The 15,804-nt window shown below is 53.8% G+C and carries 14 protein-coding genes; 5 read left to right on the plus strand and 9 right to left on the minus strand.

What is annotated here, in order from left to right:
* Together JI62_RS12070 and JI62_RS12075 are read left to right on the plus strand one after the other, a co-directional pair.
* On the plus strand, positions 1–826 hold an 826-nt coding region (locus JI62_RS12070), incomplete at its 5' end, for an efflux RND transporter periplasmic adaptor subunit (protein ID WP_240513224.1).
* On the plus strand, positions 826–3,960 hold the full coding sequence (locus tag JI62_RS12075; RefSeq protein WP_088700404.1) for an efflux RND transporter permease subunit: 3,135 nt from the start codon (positions 826–828) through the stop codon (positions 3,958–3,960). The genes JI62_RS12070 and JI62_RS12075, both read left to right, overlap by 1 nt.
* 95 nt (positions 3,961–4,055) lie before the next feature.
* On the opposite strand, the gene JI62_RS12080 is transcribed toward JI62_RS12075, so the two are convergent.
* Entirely contained in the window at positions 4,056–4,484 is a 429-nt protein-coding gene (locus tag JI62_RS12080) for a DUF3617 domain-containing protein (protein ID WP_088700405.1), read from the minus strand.
* A gap of 147 nt (positions 4,485–4,631) precedes the next feature.
* On the opposite strand from JI62_RS12080, the gene JI62_RS12085 reads away from it, so the two are divergent.
* On the plus strand, positions 4,632–4,841 hold the full coding sequence (locus JI62_RS12085; protein ID WP_088700406.1) for a CPXCG motif-containing cysteine-rich protein: 210 nt from the start codon (positions 4,632–4,634) through the stop codon (positions 4,839–4,841).
* Positions 4,842–4,847: 6 nt separating this feature from the next.
* On the opposite strand, the gene JI62_RS12090 is transcribed toward JI62_RS12085, so the two are convergent.
* The 4 genes from JI62_RS12090 to JI62_RS12105 all read right to left on the minus strand — a co-directional run bounded on the left by JI62_RS12090 (position 4,848) and on the right by JI62_RS12105 (position 9,005).
* Positions 4,848–5,675 (minus strand): ABC transporter permease subunit, encoded by an 828-nt coding sequence (locus tag JI62_RS12090; RefSeq protein ID WP_088700407.1) that lies wholly within the window; start codon positions 5,673–5,675, stop codon positions 4,848–4,850.
* On the minus strand, positions 5,675–6,583 hold the full coding sequence (locus JI62_RS12095; protein WP_088700408.1) for an ABC transporter permease subunit: 909 nt from the start codon (positions 6,581–6,583) through the stop codon (positions 5,675–5,677). Before JI62_RS12095 ends, JI62_RS12090 begins: the two co-directional genes overlap by 1 nt.
* A gap of 35 nt (positions 6,584–6,618) precedes the next feature.
* Positions 6,619–7,800, minus strand: coding sequence for an ABC transporter ATP-binding protein (locus JI62_RS12100; RefSeq protein WP_088700409.1), 1,182 nt, complete (start codon positions 7,798–7,800; stop codon positions 6,619–6,621).
* A gap of 101 nt (positions 7,801–7,901) precedes the next feature.
* Entirely contained in the window at positions 7,902–9,005 is a 1,104-nt protein-coding gene (locus tag JI62_RS12105) for a polyamine ABC transporter substrate-binding protein (protein ID WP_088700410.1), read from the minus strand.
* Between the two features lie 366 nt (positions 9,006–9,371).
* Here JI62_RS12105 and ahpC point away from each other — a divergent pair, with 366 nt between their 5' ends.
* Together ahpC and ahpF are read left to right on the plus strand one after the other, a co-directional pair.
* Positions 9,372–9,935, plus strand: coding sequence for an alkyl hydroperoxide reductase subunit C (ahpC, locus tag JI62_RS12110; protein ID WP_088700411.1), 564 nt, complete (start codon positions 9,372–9,374; stop codon positions 9,933–9,935).
* Between the two features lie 171 nt (positions 9,936–10,106).
* A complete protein-coding gene (gene ahpF, locus JI62_RS12115; RefSeq protein ID WP_088700412.1) occupies positions 10,107–11,663 on the plus strand; it encodes an alkyl hydroperoxide reductase subunit F in 1,557 nt (518 codons plus the stop codon).
* Positions 11,664–11,759: 96 nt separating this feature from the next.
* Here ahpF and phaC read toward each other — a convergent pair whose 3' ends face one another.
* The 4 genes from phaC to aroC form a co-directional block, all read right to left on the minus strand.
* Positions 11,760–13,691, minus strand: a complete 1,932-nt coding sequence (phaC, locus tag JI62_RS12120) for a class I poly(R)-hydroxyalkanoic acid synthase (protein ID WP_088700413.1) — start codon at positions 13,689–13,691, stop codon at positions 11,760–11,762.
* Between the two features lie 118 nt (positions 13,692–13,809).
* A complete protein-coding gene (locus JI62_RS12125; RefSeq protein WP_007113285.1) occupies positions 13,810–14,220 on the minus strand; it encodes a phasin family protein in 411 nt (136 codons plus the stop codon).
* Between the two features lie 304 nt (positions 14,221–14,524).
* Positions 14,525–15,019: a hypothetical protein gene (locus JI62_RS12130; RefSeq protein ID WP_088700414.1), complete on the minus strand. Its 495-nt coding sequence runs from the start codon at positions 15,017–15,019 to the stop codon at positions 14,525–14,527.
* 90 nt (positions 15,020–15,109) lie between these two features.
* On the minus strand, positions 15,110–15,804 hold a 695-nt coding region (gene aroC / locus JI62_RS12135), incomplete at its 5' end, for a chorismate synthase (protein WP_088700415.1).

Below are 15,804 nucleotides of genomic sequence, written 5' to 3' on the forward strand. Positions count from 1 at the left end.
GCTTATTCGTCTGGAGGATGCCGAAGAGCAAGCGCAGTTGAGGGCGTCCCAGGCGCTTCGCGAAGAGCGGCGTAATGCATCAAATCGCGCTTCCCAGCTGCAAGAACGCAACCTGGCGGCCCGGGCCGATGTAGAAGATAGCCAATCACGACTGCGTCAGGCAGATGCCGAAATACAAGCGATTGAAGCGGAGTTGGCCAATTACCAGATAAAAGCCCCCTTTAGAGGCCGTGTCGGCTTTCGCAATATCAGTGTTGGCGCCCTGGTCACCCCAGGCATGGATCTGGTGACGCTCGATAAGTTGGATGTTATGCAGCTCGATTTCAGCGTTCCCGAAGTATTTCTTGACCGCCTCTCGCCAGGCTTGATGCTCAATGCCACGACTGCCGCTTACCCTGACGCCCTCTTTAGCGGTGAAATTGCCACCATCGGCACACGGGTGGATCCAGTCACGCGCAGCATAAGCGTCCGCGCTGATCTCGAGAATACCGATGGCCGCCTGCGCCCTGGCATGCTGATGGAAGTGATCGTTCAACAGCGCGTACGCGATACGGTGGTTATCCCTGAGGCGGCCATAGAGCCTAGCGGTGACCGTCACTTTGTGATGTTAATTGAACAGAGTGAAGGCAGCACACGCTTGGCACGTCGCGAAGTAGCGATTGGCGAGCGGCGCAATGGCGAGGTGGAAATTCTTGAGGGACTCGCCGCCAACGATTTAATTGTCTTTCATGGCCTACAGCTAGCCCGTGATGGGCAGGAAGCCAGGTTAATTGGGATCGCCGATGACGAGACCGGTATACGAGCGCTGCTGGAGGCCGACCGCTAATGCGTTTATCGGATATCTCTGTACAGCGACCGGTATTGGCGATGGTGATCGCGGCGCTGATTATTGCCTTTGGCCTGCTGGCGCTCAATCGTCTGCCGCTGCAAGAGTACCCCACCATCGACCCGCCAGTGGTCACTATCGATACCCGCTACCCCGGTGCCTCGGCAAGCGTCGTCGAAACACGGATTACCCAGGTATTAGAAGACCGCATTGCTGGCGTTGAAGGCATTGAGCTGATTACCTCGCAAAGCGAGGATGGTCGCTCTCAGATCGAAATCGAATTTGGCATCGATATGGATATTAATGCCGCCGCCAATGACATTCGCGACCGTATCTCCGGCGCACTGCGCAACCTGCCCGACGATGCTGACACCCCTGAGGTGACCAAAGCCGATAGCAGCGAAGAGATAGTGGTGTGGTTAAGCCTTTCCGGCGAGGACTACTCGATCACCGAGCTGACCGACTACGCTAACCGCTTTCTGGTCGACAGCCTTTCCGTTCAGCCAGGGGTAGCACGGGTGCGTGTCGGCGGCGGCAGCGACTACGCCATGCGCGTATGGCTGGATCGCAATGCCTTGGCCGCACGGGGACTCACCGTAAGCGATATCGAAGATGCCCTGCGGGCAGAGAACGTCGAACTACCAGCAGGCTCGCTTGAATCCGAAGATCGTCAGTTTATTGTCCGCCTACCCCGCAGTTTTGCCAGCGCCGAAGATTTTCAGCGCCTCGCCCTCAGCTCTCCTCAAAACCAGGAGGAAAACGGCTATCTTGTGCGCCTTGCTGACGTAGCAAGAGTCGAAGTCGGCGCGGTGGAGGATCGCTCGGTATTCCGCTCCAATGGCATCCCCATGGTGGGCCTGGGGATGATCATGCAGTCGACGGCCAATGTGATCGAGCTATCCGAGGCCGTACAGATTGAACTTGAGCGCCTGCAAGGTACGCTGCCCGAAGGCATGTCGCTAAGCCTGAACTACGACGCTTCACTGTTTGTCTCCGGGGCAATTGAGCAGGTCGTTATGACACTATTCATTGCCATGGGCTTGGTGGTGGTGGTGATCTTTATGTTTTTGGGTAATTTGCGCACCACTTTGGTACCTGCGGTGACCGTTCCGATTGCCGTTATTGGGGCTTTTACCGCGCTGGCGGCGATGAATTTCTCAATCAACCTGCTAACGCTGCTGGCGCTGGTGCTGGCGATCGGCCTGATTGTCGATGATGCCATCGTCGTGCTGGAAAATATAAACCGGCGTATGCACGACTACGGCGAGACACCGCTAGTCGCCGCCTTTCGCGGTACCCGGCAAATCGCTTTTGCCGTTATCGCCACCACTCTGGTGTTGGTGGCGGTTTTCTTGCCGCTCAGCATGTTGCAAGGCGATATTGGCCGACTATTTTCCGAGTTCGCGCTGACCATGGCCGCGGCGGTTGTGGTCTCGACCCTGTTGGCACTAACGCTTACGCCGATGATGGCGTCTAAAATTCTTAAACCGGGCATGCACGACAGCCGGATTGGCAAAGCCGTGCAGTGGCTTCTCAGCGGCACTCAACGCCGCTATCAGGCCACGTTAGAGTGGATGCTCAAAATGCGCTGGCTGGTGGTCGCGGCGTTTGTATTACTGATAGGTGCCACCGCTTGGCTGGCCACGGTACTGCCCAACGAATACACGCCTCAAGAGGATCGCGGCAATTTTATCGTATTGGTGAATGGCCCTGAAGGCGCCACCTTCGACTACATGATGGACTATATGGATGAGATCGAAGCGCGGATGACACCACTGGTAGAGAGCGGTGAGCTGGAGCGCGTCGTCGTTCGCGCCCCTCGTGGCTACGGCAACATCGAGAACTTCAATAGCGGCTTTATTATCGTCAATATGGCCGACTGGGGCAGTCGACGCAGTGCCTGGGAGATCATGGGCGAAGTACGCGAAAAGTTGCGTACGTTGCCGGGAGTACAAGCCTTCCCGGTAATGCGCCAGGGGTTTGGGCAGCGTACCCAAAAGCCGGTGCAGTTTGTGCTGGGTGGTGGGACTTACGAAGAGCTTGCCCGCTGGCGCGATACGCTGATTGATCATGTGCGTGAAAACAACCCGCGCTTGATGGCACTGGAGAGCAATTACAACGAAACCCAGCCGCAGCTAAGAGTAGACATTGACTACGAGCGTGCCGCTTCGCTGGGCGTTACCGTCACCGAGATAGGTAGAACGCTTGAAGTGCTGTTAGGTGGCCGTAACGTCACTCGCTATGTGGATAACGGTGAAGAGTACGATGTGATTTTGGAAGGCGACCGGGGCAGTCAGAACAGCCCGAGAGCGCTGGATAACATACAGGTGCGCTCTGCACGCACGGGGGAGCTGATCCCCCTGGCGAGTCTCGTCACCCTCTCCGACTTTGCTGGCGCCAGCACCCTGAACCGCTTTGACCGTATACGGGCGATTACCATTGAAGCCAATCTCGCCGATGGCTACCCCCTTGGCGAAGCACTGGCCTATTTAGAGCAGAGTGCTGCGGAGTTACTGCCCGAAGAGGTGCAAACCAATGTGGCAGGCGCCTCGCGGGATTTCCAAGAGGCCAGCGGCGCCACCGCGTTCCTGCTGATACTGGGCGCATTAGTGGTCTTCTTGGTGCTGGCAGCGCAGTTCGAGAGCCTGATTCACCCCTTTGTGATTATGCTCACGGTGCCACTCGCAATGAGCGGCGCGCTCCTCGCCCTGCTGCTAAGCGGTCAGTCGCTTAATATCTACAGCCAAGTTGGCTTGGTGCTGTTGATTGGGCTGGCGGCGAAAAACGGCATTTTGATTGTCGAGTTTGCCAACCAGCTGCGCGACGAGGGTAAAGCCTTTCGTGCGGCGTTGATTGAAGCCTCCGTGACGCGTTTAAGACCTATCTTAATGACCGCTGTGACCACCATGGCCGGCGCCATACCGCTGATTGTCTCGACCGGGCCGGGGGCTGAGTCGCGCCTGGTTATCGGCACCGTGATTATGGCGGGGGTCGGCTCGGCAACGCTGTTTACGCTGTTTGTCGTGCCTGTAGCCTACGACTTGCTGGCGCGCCACACCGGTTCGCCCGGGGCAGTGAAGCGACAGCTGGAGGAGGAAATAGCTAACGCCCCAAGGGGAACCTCCGACATATAAAGAAGGCAAACTAAAAGGGCGCCCTAGTGAAGGTGCGCCCTTTTAGAGAGCTACTGCTGGTTATTAACTAACGAGTTATTAACGGCAGAAAACGATCACTCACACTCGCCAAGATACTCGCCTTCAATCACGGTATTCATGCTCAGCTCACCCATGGGGGACTGGGTAAGGATATCGACGCTGCCTTCGATACGCTCGCCCATAAAGCGCATTTCGCCATCGATGGTGGCTTCGCCACCCTCAGCGCGACACACCATGCTGTAGCTTAGACCGTCAGCGTTCAGATCCTGGTCGAGCAGCTCGCAGCCTTCTTCTTCCTCAATGAAGCCAAATTCGGCCCCTTCGAGCTCTTCCTGGCTAATACACTGGCGTTCGGTTTCCGTTTGATCCGGAATTTCCATTTCGCCGCTGATGCTGGTTTTGCTCACAAACTCCCACTCACCAGCGGTGACATTGGGGGTTTCAGCCAACGCGACCATCGGAAAGGCCACTAGGGCCGCTACTGCCATGTTACGTAACATCATCGCTACTCTCGCTGCGTTGCTTTGGGAACTTAAATCCTGAGATATCCTACCTGATTCAATCCATTGATGCCCTACCCGACGACCACACTGCTACACTCATTGGGTAAGAAACTGATTTAGCGCATCCGCTATACAAGGTAGCCAACAATGCAAGACGACGCCCTGGTCAATTATGACTTCCACTGCCCCTACTGCGATTCGCCGCTGACCTTTCTCATTGATACTTCCCAGGGCAGTCATGACACCTGGGAGGATTGCCATCAATGCTGTGCGCCCATCCAGCTACAAATCATCGTCTCACCGATGAGCGGAGAACTCGAAAGCGTCGTCGCCGGGCGCGACGACGATGTTCTATAGCGTGATCTAAACGTCTCTTAGAGCAGCCTTCCGCCTGGTCTCATTACGCCGCATAAAAAACCACGCCAACAGTGTCGCCAGCGACACCGTTAAAATGATCAATGTAGCAAGCGCATTGATCTTCGGCGACACCCCCATACGCACCGATGAAAACACCACCATCGGCAGCGTGTTGGCCCCTGGCCCAGAAACAAAGCTGGCAATCACCAGGTCATCCAAGGATAGGGTAAACGCTAGCAGCCAGCCTGCAGCCAGTGCGGGGGTAATGATCGGCAGTGTGATAGAAAAGAAGGTTTTCACTGGAGGCGATCCCAAATCCATGGCCGCCTCTTCGATCGAGTGATCCACTTCCCGCAGGCGTGCAGCCACCACAACCGCCACATAGGCACTGCAAAAGGTGGTGTGAGCAATCCAGATGGTTGCCATGCCCCGGTCGGCTGGCCAGCCGGTAATTTGCGCCATTTGCACAAATAGCAGCAGCAGCGAAAGGCCCGTGATAACTTCCGGCATTACCAGCGGCGCCGTGACCATACTCGACAGTGCCGTTTTACCACGGAAGTGGCCATAGCGCGTCATTACAAAAGCGGCTACTGTGCCCAGGCAAACCGCCATGCTAGCAGCAAAAAACGCGATACGAAGGCTCGTCCATACCGCCGACAAAATCTGCTGATCGCGAAACAGTTCGCCGTACCACTGGGTGGAAAACCCTGCCCACACCGTAACCAGTTTCGAGGCGTTGAACGAATACACTACCAGTACAAACATTGGCAGATAAAGGAACAACAGGCCAAGCACCAGCATGACCATTGAGAAGCTAGGCCGTCGCATGCTCATTATTCAAGCTCCTTGGACTGGTAGCGATGAAACCAGACTATCGGCACCAGTAGCAGCAGAAGCATGACCATGGCCAGTGCTGATGCCACGGGCCAGTCACGGTTGAGGAAGAACTCCTCCCATAGCACTTTGCCGATCATTAATGTATCAGGGCCGCCAAGCAGCTCAGGAATCACAAACTCCCCTACCGCCGGAATAAAGACCAGCATCGAACCGGCCACAATACCACCCATTGAGAGCGGCAAAGTGACTTTGATAAAGGTATTGAATTTGCGTGAGCCAAGATCTGAGGCGGCCTCTAACAGCGAATTATCCATGCGTGTTAAGTGGGCATAGAGCGGCAACACCATGAACGGCAAGTAAGCGTAAACAATACCGATGGTGACCGAGAACTGGGTATTCATCATACGCAGCGGTGAATCAATCAGGCCAATCCCTATTAACAGGTTATTAATTAACCCACTGTTGCTTAGAATGCCCATCCAGGCATAGACACGGATCAAAAACGACGTCCATGACGGCAGCATGACCAGCAGCAGTAACAGCAACTGCCAACGGGCTGGGGCGCGGGCCATGGCGTACGCCATCGGATAACCCAGCAGCAAACAGGCCAGCGTGGCGGTAAACGCCGTTTTCACCGAGCCCCAATAGGCGGCGATGTACAACGAGTCTGAGAGCAGGAAGAGGTAATTACCCAGATTCAGAAATATATGCAGCGTCTGATCAGCGTACTCAAGCAGCGGGCCATAGGGCGGAATCGCAATCGCCCCCTCGGAGAGGCTGATTTTGAGTACCAGCGCAAAGGGCAGTAAAAAAAACAGCGTCAGCCACAAAAGTGGAAACGCAATCACGGCACGACGCCCTAATTGCCAGCGTTTGAGCATCGCTGACACACGAGATAGCATCATTTAGAGTAGTCTCCCCGCGGTAAAAAAGCCATGCATCACCGGTTCAAAACAATGGTGCTGTGGTCTTCCCAGTAGACATACACACTGTCTTCCCAGGTAGGACGATCACCGCGACGCTCTGTATTGGCCATACTGACTTTAATGATTTGGCCCGACTGGGTGCGCACATAGTACAGCGAGAAACCGCCTAAATAGGCAATATCATCCACCTTTCCAGCCGCCCAGTTGTACTCCGTAGTGGGCTTTTCACGGGTAAGCCAAATCTTCTCAGGGCGCAGCGCGACCCAAACCCGCCGATCTACCGCCTGGGTGGTAATACCGTGGTCAATATAGATGGGGCGCTCGAGTGCGGGGGCAACGATGCGGCAGTGGTCGGCAGCGTCTTCGATAATCTCGCCTTCAAACAGATTCACCGTGCCGACGAACTCCGCCACCATGCGGCTCACCGGGCTTTCATAAATATCGATAGGCGAGCCTATCTGTTCGATCCAGCCATCGGCCATAATCGCCACACGGTCGGCCATGGTCATGGCCTCTTCCTGATCGTGGGTGACCATAATGCAGGTCACGCCGACCTGTTCGATGATCTCCACCACTTCTAGCTGCATTTCCGTGCGCAGCTTTTTATCCAGTGCACCCATAGGCTCGTCTAACAGTAACAGCTTGGGCCGCTTGGCCAACGAACGCGCCAGTGCAACCCGCTGGCGTTGGCCGCCAGAGAGTTGATGCGGTTTGCGTTTGGCAAAGCGCTCCATATGCACCAGTTTCAACATTTGTGCGACGCGAGCGTCGATATCTGCTTTGGGCAGTTTGTCCTGCTTTAAGCCAAAGGCAATATTCTGCGCCACTGTCATATGCGGAAATAGCGCATAAGACTGGAACATCATATTGATAGGCCGCTTGTGGGGGGGCATCGCGGTAATATTGTCACCGTCTAATAGAATGCGCCCTTCTGTTGGAGTTTCAAAGCCCGCCAGCATCCGCAGCAGCGTTGATTTACCCGACCCTGAACCACCTAATAGCGCGAAAATTTCTCCGCGCTTAACCTGCAAATTGACATCATCCACCGCCAGCGCATCATCAAACCGCTTACTTAAGCGTTTAACTTCCAGCACCACATCCTCAGCAAACCGCGGGGTTTTGCCCTGGGGCCGCGACGTTGAAGGGGTGGTGGGTGAAGCAGATGAAGGCTCGTTCGACAGGGGCGTAGTGACCATTCGCCACTCCCATCAAAAGGCCCGGTAATCCGGGCATTAAAAAAGATGAGCAGCGAGCCATAGAGCATTAACCCCAGGCTCGCCGTCGGATAAATATCGGTTTAACGACCAGACTTTACGCGGTTCCAAATGCGCGTACGGGCACGCAGCACATCTTGAGGCTTTTCGGCCTGGACGTATAGGTTTTGCATGACCTCGGTTTCCGGATAAATAGCCGGGTCATTGATGATCTCTTCAGAGAGGTATTCATCGGCCGCCGCGTTAGGATTGGCATAACGCACGTACTCGGTAATTTCAGCGGCGATTTCAGGGTCGAGGATAAAGTTGATAAAAGCGTGAGCGTTTTCACTGTTCGGCGCATCAGCGGGTACTGCCATCATGTCGAACCAGAGCGCGGCGCCTTCTTTAGGAATAGTATAACCAATACTGAAATCGCGCCCTGCTTCTTCAGCACGCTCGGCAGCCTGGAAAACATCACCCGAGTACCCTGCGGCCACGCAGATATCACCATTGGCCAAATCGGACACATAGCGCGAAGAGTGGAAGTAGGTCATGTCGTCGCGCACTTCGGCGATCAGTTCACCGGCGGCTTCCAGATCGTCGATATTCTCACTCAGTGGATCTAACCCCAAGTAAGCCATGGCGGGTGAGAGCATCTCATCGGCGGAATCCAGCATCGACAAGCCACAACCAGCCTCGCTCAATGCCGCGGTTATTTCCGGATCAAAAAGCAGCGCCCAACTATCTACCGGCGCGTCGTCTCCCAAAATTTCTTTAACGCGATCAATATTATAGCCGATCCCATTGGTACCCCACATATAAGGAACCGAGTATTCGCTACCGGCGTCGATGGTTTCCAGGTTGGCCATCAGTTCGGGATTAAGGTTGTCTAAATTGGGCAGTAACTCATGGTCAAGCGGCTGGAAAACACCGGCTTTCACTTGGCGGGTAAAGTAGTAGGTAGAGGGTACTACCACATCATAGCCGGAGCGCCCGGCGAGCAGTGCGGCATCCAAGATTTCATTGCTGTCATAAACGTCATAGGTCACTTCAATGCCGGTACGCTCGGTAAATTTTTCCAGCGTTTCCGGGGCAATGTAGTCTGACCAGTTAAACACCCGCACCTCTTCGGCGTGGGCAGCGCTAGCCGCTGCGGCGAATGAGATAGCCGCAACGGCCGCGGAAAGTTTGTGGATGTTCCCCATTATCACTGCTCCTGTTGTCCCAACTAATCATTTAACAATTCAGCCAAATGTCTTGCCAAGTGTTGTTACCAAGTGCGCCCTGCTGCTGCCGGCAAAAGCCCTTAGCGGCTAACCATAGCGTAGGCCATAATACTGACCGTGCGAATTTTGCGGTGCAGTGACGCCTACCGCAAGCCAATGTGAAAAATTCTTGTATTTTTCTCAAATGGCCCCATTAAGGGTCTAGTAAAACAGCGACCTATGATTCGCTAATAGGCCAATGCTATTGGTTGGATGGCTATTTTTAATTTTAGACATTAGTCGCGAGCCGTTAGCATTAGCACTACTTTATAAGCCTTACACTCATGACAACTGGAGACTAACTGAATGTCCTTGATCAACACTGAAGTAAAGCCATTTAAAGCAACTGCTTACCTGAATGGCGAATTCATCGATGTGACTGAAGCGGATCTGCAAGGCCAGTGGTCTATTTTCTTCTTCTACCCAGCCGACTTTACTTTTGTTTGCCCCACTGAGCTGGGCGATCTGGCTGATAACTACGCTGAATTCAAGAAGCTGGGTGTTGAAATCTACAGCGTTTCAACCGACACCCACTTTACTCACAAAGCGTGGCACGACAGCTCTGAGACCATCGGTAAACTGCAGTACCCGATGATTGCTGATCCGACGCTACAGATTTCTCGTAACTTCGAAGTATTGATTGAAGAAGCAGGCCTTGCAGAGCGCGGCACCTTTGTTGTCGACCCCGATGGCAAAATCCAGATTGTTGAAATCAACGCTGGCAACATTGGCCGTAATGCCGAAGAGCTACTGCGTAAAGTAAAAGCCGCTCAATACGTTCGTGCCAACCCGAACGAAGTATGCCCGGCTAAATGGAAAGAAGGCGAAGAAACACTCGCGCCTTCACTGGATCTGGTAGGCAAAATCTAAACTGCCTACAGATGTCACGCGCTTGCTGCTAGTTACGCAGCGAGTGCGTGCAGATTCAACGCCCGGGTTTCGCCCGGGCGTTCTGTTTTAAACCCTTTTTAAAATATGAGTGATTAGCACCGTCACACGCGTGTATTCAATACGTCTGTTATTTGCGAGGAAGCTACTGTCATGCTGGACGCCAATTTAAAATCCCAGTTGAAAGCGTATCTGGAAAAAGTGACTCAGCCGTTCGAGATCGTTGCCTCCCTCGATGACGGTGCCAAGTCGCAAGAACTGCTTGGCCTGCTCGAGGAAATCAGCAGCCTGAGCGACAAGATTACTCTATACAGCGACGGCCAGGACGCACGCACACCTTCGTTTGCCATCAACCGCCCGGGTGAAGAGACGGGCGTGGTGTTTGCTGGCATCCCCATGGGCCACGAGTTCACATCACTGGTGTTGGCGCTGCTGCAAGTCGGCGGCCATCCGCCCAAAACCTCTGATGAGCTACTCGACCAAATCAGAGCCCTCGATGGCGAGATGCTTTTCGAGACGTACTACTCGCTCTCGTGCCAGAACTGCCCTGACGTGGTTCAAGCGCTTAACCTGATGGCTATTTTCAACCCGAACGTGCGTCACGTCGCTATTGACGGGGCACTGTTTCAGGACGAAGTTGAGTCGCGGGAAATCATGTCGGTACCGAGCATCTATCTAAACGGTAAACCGTTCGATCAGGGCCGCATGACCCTTGAACAGATTCTGGCCAAGGTAGATACCGGTGCTGCCGAACGCGACGCTAAAAAGCTGAGCGAAAAAGCCGCTTTCGACACCCTCGTCATTGGTGGTGGCCCGGCAGGCGCTGCGGCCGCCATTTACTCAGCGCGTAAGGGCATTAATACCGGCGTTGCCGCTGAGCGCTTCGGTGGGCAGGTGGCTGATACCATGGGGATCGAAAACTTTATCTCTGTTTCCCATACCGAAGGCCCCAAGCTGGTAAGCGCGCTTGAAGAGCACGTAAAAGAGTACGAAGTCGATGTCATGAACCTTCAACTTGCCACGGCGTTTAAAGCAGCCGAGGCGGAAGGTGGACTGCACGAAGTCACCTTTGAGTCAGGTGCGACGCTTAAGAGCAAAACCCTGGTACTGGCAACGGGTGCCCGCTGGCGAGAAATGAATGTACCCGGCGAACAGCAGTACCGCAACAAAGGGGTGGCTTACTGCCCTCACTGTGATGGCCCGCTGTTCAAAGGTAAGCGTGTAGCAGTCATTGGCGGTGGTAACTCTGGCGTTGAAGCAGCGATTGATCTGGCGGGTATTGTCGGCCATGTGACGCTCATAGAGTTTATGAGCGAGATGCGCGCCGACGCAGTACTGCAGAAAAAGCTTAAGAGCCTGTCTAACGTCGATATCATTCTCAACGCACAAACCACTGAAGTAACGGGCGATGGCAGCCGCGTTAACGGTTTGAACTATAAAGACCGCACGTCTGATGAGAGCAAATCCATCGCGCTGGAAGGTATCTTTGTTCAGATTGGCTTGGTGCCTAACACCGAGTGGTTAAAAGGCTCACCGATAGAGATGACGCCCCGCGGAGAAATTATCGTTGATGCTCATGGAATGACCTCTGTGCCAGGAGTGTTTGCCGCGGGCGATGTAACTACCGTGCCCTACAAGCAGATCATTATTGCCATGGGCGAAGGCGCCAAGGCATCGCTGGGTGCTTTCGACTATCTCATTCGAAACTGACAGTGACGAAGAAAAGCCCGCTGACAAAATGTCAGCGGGCTTTTTAGTGGGAGGATGCTTCAGCTCGCGAAACCTTAGGCTATTCGCCTGAGCCAATTACGACGAAGACGGGATTTCCCCCAACACCTCAGGAATTGTCATCTTCACATACCGCCCTGGGGCAGGTTCAATTACCTTGAGCTCACCGTCACCGGGTTGACGCACAGGCACCATTTTTTCGCTATCGGCATAGCCATTGTCGGTCATCCACGCTTGCCAATGGGGCCACCAGGAGCCTTCTTGTGCCGTAGCGCTTGCCAGCCACTCTTCGTGGGTTGCCGGTAACGCGTCGTTAGTCCAGTAGCCATACTTGTTTTTATGGGGCGGATTGACGATACCTGCGATATGCCCCGAGCCACCTAACACAAAAGTAACCGGCCCCTTGGGAAGCAAGGCCCCGTAGTAAGTACTGTTCCACTTGGCAATATGGTCTTCTTTGGTGGACACAAAGTAGCTGGGCGCCGAGACCTTACGCAGATCAATTTTCACGCCATCCAGCTCAATGCCTCCGGGCTCAACCAGACGGTTTTCCAGATACATATGGCGTAGGTACCATGCATGCGTCCCAGCAGGTAAGTTAGTGCCATCAGTGTTCCAGTAGAGCAGATCAAAGGCGGCGGGCGTCTCTCCCTTCAAGTAGTTATTAATGTAAAACGACCAAAACAGATCATTCTCACGCAGCAAGTTGAACGTATAGGCCATTGAGCGCCCATCAAGATAGCCCTTCACCTCTAGCGTTTTTTCGATTCCTGCAACGACCCGATCATTTAGAAACACGCCGATGTCGCCAGGATCACGGAAGTCCTGCAGCGTGGCCATATAGGTCACCGACTTTACTTTGCGCCCTCGCCGAGTGCTGGTGAGGTATGCCACGGTAGAAGCCGTTAACGTGCCTCCAACGCAATAGCTGAGTAGGTTAACCGACTTCTCGCCGCAGGCCTGCTCAATGGCTTCTATCGCGCTAATCGGCCCCATCTGCATATAGTCGGCCCAGGTGATATCGCGCTGTTCCGGGCCAGGGTTACGCCAGGAGATCAGAAACACCGTATGCCCCTGATCCACCAGCCACTTCACCATGGAGTTATCTTCACGCAGGTCAAGGATGTAGTACTTATTGATCCACGGCGGCACCATTAGCAATGGCGTTTTAAAGGTCTTTTCCGTGGTTGGGGTGTACTGGATCAACTGGATCAATTCGTTTTCATACACTACCGAACCGGGCGTTACGGCGATGTTTTCGCCTACGCCAAAGGCAGCGCGATCAGTCATGCGGACATTGATGCCTTCACCAGAGTTACCTAAATCTTCACGTAGGCGAGCCAAGCCATCCACAAGGTTTTGACCACGGGTCTCAATAGTACGACGCATGACCTCTGGATTAGTGGTAATAAAGTTAGTTGGCGACATCGCATTGACCAACTGACGCGCATAAAACATCAAGTTACGCTTCTGGGTTTCATCCAATCCACTTAAGTTCTCAACCAGCTCTTCCACCATCTGCGAAAACAGTAAGTACTGCTGCATAATGGCCATGTAGTGCGGGTCTTGGGTCCAGGCTTCATCTTTGAAGCGGCGGTCACTTTTGGCCGGGGTAATCAGTGGTGTGACTTGCTCTCCCGCCATGCCGCGGACGGCTTGCTGCCACAACAGCCACTGGTCTTGTAGCAATCGGCTCTGGGTTTCCCACAACAGGGTAGGGTTCTGCATTAGCGACTGCGCGCCCGCTTCAAAGCTTTCGCGCATATCACTGTAAATTGAATCGGCGGCTTCACTGGGTGCAATACGGGAAAGCAGATCCTGCATCAATCCTTGGTACTGTTCGCTAATCTCTTTAAGCTGATTATTCCAGGCTTCAATCTCTGCTGGAGATAACCCTTCAGGCACTCCTTGAGAAAGCCCTTGTGTAAATCCTTCGCCTAGCCCATGAGACAGACTTTCAGAGAGCCCTTGCGATATTGCCTGGAACGGATTGTGCCACGCTGACTGCATACTTATTCTCCCTACGCCTATCTTCAGGCGCGCCGACCGCTTTGGCTATGTAAGCATATATAAATTTAAGCTTATAAATGCATCGCGGCGCCCTTGGGCGCCGCGATGATGTCACTAATCAGCTCTTACGCGAGGACTGACTAGAGGCTTTGGCAGGCTGCTCGCTTTTAGTAGCTGCCTTGGCTTGCTCGGACATTTGCTGGCCAGCCTCGCTGAACATCTTTTCCATTTCAGACTTAAACTGCAGGCTCATCTCGCTCATTACGCGTGCGTCTTCCTGCATCTGCTGGGACAGCTCGTTCATCATTTCAGCTTGCTTGGTGCCGAAATCGCGCAGACTCTCTGCATCTTGAATCTCGGTAGCGCTACGAATGCGCTCGGTACCCATCTGGCTGTAGCGCTTCATGGCTTCCAGCTGATACTGGGTCATTTTTTCCATGTTGTTGAGCATCAGCGAATTAATTTTACGCATGGGCTCAAACATTTGCTTAGTTTGGGCGTTGAAGGCGTCCATCATATTGTCTTGCATAGTGTCTGCTCCTGTTTAGTTCCTTGGCATGAGCCTTGGAGTGACTCATCGTGATGTAGCTTTATCTTTATGTGGCTCTATCTTGATCTTGCTTCACCTGCTTTGCTGCACTGCAAAAAGAGTAGTCCTTGGTATGTTGCATTGCAACAGCACCACTGTTTTTAGCCATGCTGGTATCACTACACGGCTTTAGTAGCACTGTGCTAACCAGCGATGCAAAAACGCTCCGCATTGCCTCTCTTCTGTGGACGTTAGCAATCTATTTTTGCTCATCTAGCGTTACTGATTTATGAATCATTCTTTATCAATCACTGCGCTTGGATGCACCACGAGTGCTTGAGCCTGAACGGGAGCGTGACGACGCTGTCGACTTGGTCTTACCACCACTGCTACTACTGGCATTTTTATTGGCACTATTCGCCTTGGCACTCGCCGCACTACTTTTTGCGCTGGTGTTACCGTGCTGCTCCGCCTCGCTGCCCTTTGCCGAAGACGCACTGGCATTAGTGTTTGCGCTGCCTGCTTGGCGCAACATATCAAGCATCATTTGCTGATAAGTGCCAAAGTTGGCTAGCCCTTGAGACAGTCCTTCAGAGAGCCCCTGAGAGAGACCTTGCTGCATCATCGGCTGCTGCAGAAAAGGCCGCATCAGACTCATGGGGTCATAGCCCTCGACGCCAGATTCCATCTGCCGTTGAATATTTTCCAGCAGGTTTTTCTGGAAAGCTTCGACATCCGGCAGTCCCAGCGATTGGCGAAATTCATCGGGAGTAAGATCAAACTCAACGTTAATCTTCATAGGCGGCTCCTGCACGGCTTTTCATGACTGATTCTCATGCATTTGTTTTATTTGAGTGTAGCAGCGAACTGCAAACCTCACCGTATTGCGTTAGCGCTGCGTTAAACGCGGCGTATCAACGTTCACCTCACCATTTTGTCCACGCTGGCGCAGCCAGTGATCCAACAGCGTAATCGCCATCATCGCCTCAGCAATGGGCGTTGCGCGAATACCCACACAGGGGTCGTGACGCCCTTTGGTAATCACCTCCACCGCCTGACCATGGATATCAATAGAGCGCCCTGGCGTGGTGATACTGGACGTCGGTTTTAGCGCCAAGCGAGCCACAATGGGCTGGCCGCTGGAGATACCGCCTAACACGCCACCGGCATGATTGGAGAGAAAGCCTTCGGGCGTCATCTCGTCACGGTGTTCACTGCCACGCTGGGCGACACAGCCAAACCCTGCACCTATCTCAACACCTTTTACCGCATTAATACTCATCAAACCATGCGCCAGATCAGCATCCAGGCGGTCAAACACCGGCTCACCCAGCCCAACCGGCACGCCTTCGGCAATCACGGTGATCTCCGCACCTACCGAGTCCTGATCGCGGCGCAACTGATCCATATAGGCTTCCAGTTCGGCTACGCGCTCAGGGTCAGGGCAAAAAAAGGCATTTTGGCCCACCGCTTCCCACTGTTTGAACTCAATCTTGATTGGGCCTAGCTGGCTCATATAGCCGCGGACCTGTACGCCTTGGGCGGCCAAATACTTTTTGGCGATCGCCCCGGCAGCCACCCGCC

The organism is Halomonas campaniensis (genome assembly GCF_002211105.1).
In the GTDB taxonomy this organism is placed as follows: domain Bacteria; phylum Pseudomonadota; class Gammaproteobacteria; order Pseudomonadales; family Halomonadaceae; genus Vreelandella; species Vreelandella campaniensis_A.

Bases quoted from the DNA above. Each gene is read 5' to 3' on its own strand.
- JI62_RS12075 (WP_088700404.1), top strand. From the start codon at position 826: ATGCGTTTATCGGATATCTCTGTACAGCGACCGGTATTGGCGATGGTG.
- JI62_RS12080 (WP_088700405.1), bottom strand. From the start codon at position 4,484: ATGATGTTACGTAACATGGCAGTAGCGGCCCTAGTGGCCTTTCCGATG.
- JI62_RS12085 (WP_088700406.1), top strand. From the start codon at position 4,632: ATGCAAGACGACGCCCTGGTCAATTATGACTTCCACTGCCCCTACTGC.
- JI62_RS12090 (WP_088700407.1), bottom strand. From the start codon at position 5,675: ATGAGCATGCGACGGCCTAGCTTCTCAATGGTCATGCTGGTGCTTGGC.
- JI62_RS12095 (WP_088700408.1), bottom strand. From the start codon at position 6,583: ATGATGCTATCTCGTGTGTCAGCGATGCTCAAACGCTGGCAATTAGGG.
- JI62_RS12100 (WP_088700409.1), bottom strand. From the start codon at position 7,800: ATGGTCACTACGCCCCTGTCGAACGAGCCTTCATCTGCTTCACCCACC.
- JI62_RS12105 (WP_088700410.1), bottom strand. From the start codon at position 9,005: ATGGGGAACATCCACAAACTTTCCGCGGCCGTTGCGGCTATCTCATTC.
- ahpC (WP_088700411.1), top strand. From the start codon at position 9,372: ATGTCCTTGATCAACACTGAAGTAAAGCCATTTAAAGCAACTGCTTAC.
- ahpF (WP_088700412.1), top strand. From the start codon at position 10,107: ATGCTGGACGCCAATTTAAAATCCCAGTTGAAAGCGTATCTGGAAAAA.
- phaC (WP_088700413.1), bottom strand. From the start codon at position 13,691: ATGCAGTCAGCGTGGCACAATCCGTTCCAGGCAATATCGCAAGGGCTC.
- JI62_RS12125 (WP_007113285.1), bottom strand. From the start codon at position 14,220: ATGCAAGACAATATGATGGACGCCTTCAACGCCCAAACTAAGCAAATG.
- JI62_RS12130 (WP_088700414.1), bottom strand. From the start codon at position 15,019: ATGAAGATTAACGTTGAGTTTGATCTTACTCCCGATGAATTTCGCCAA.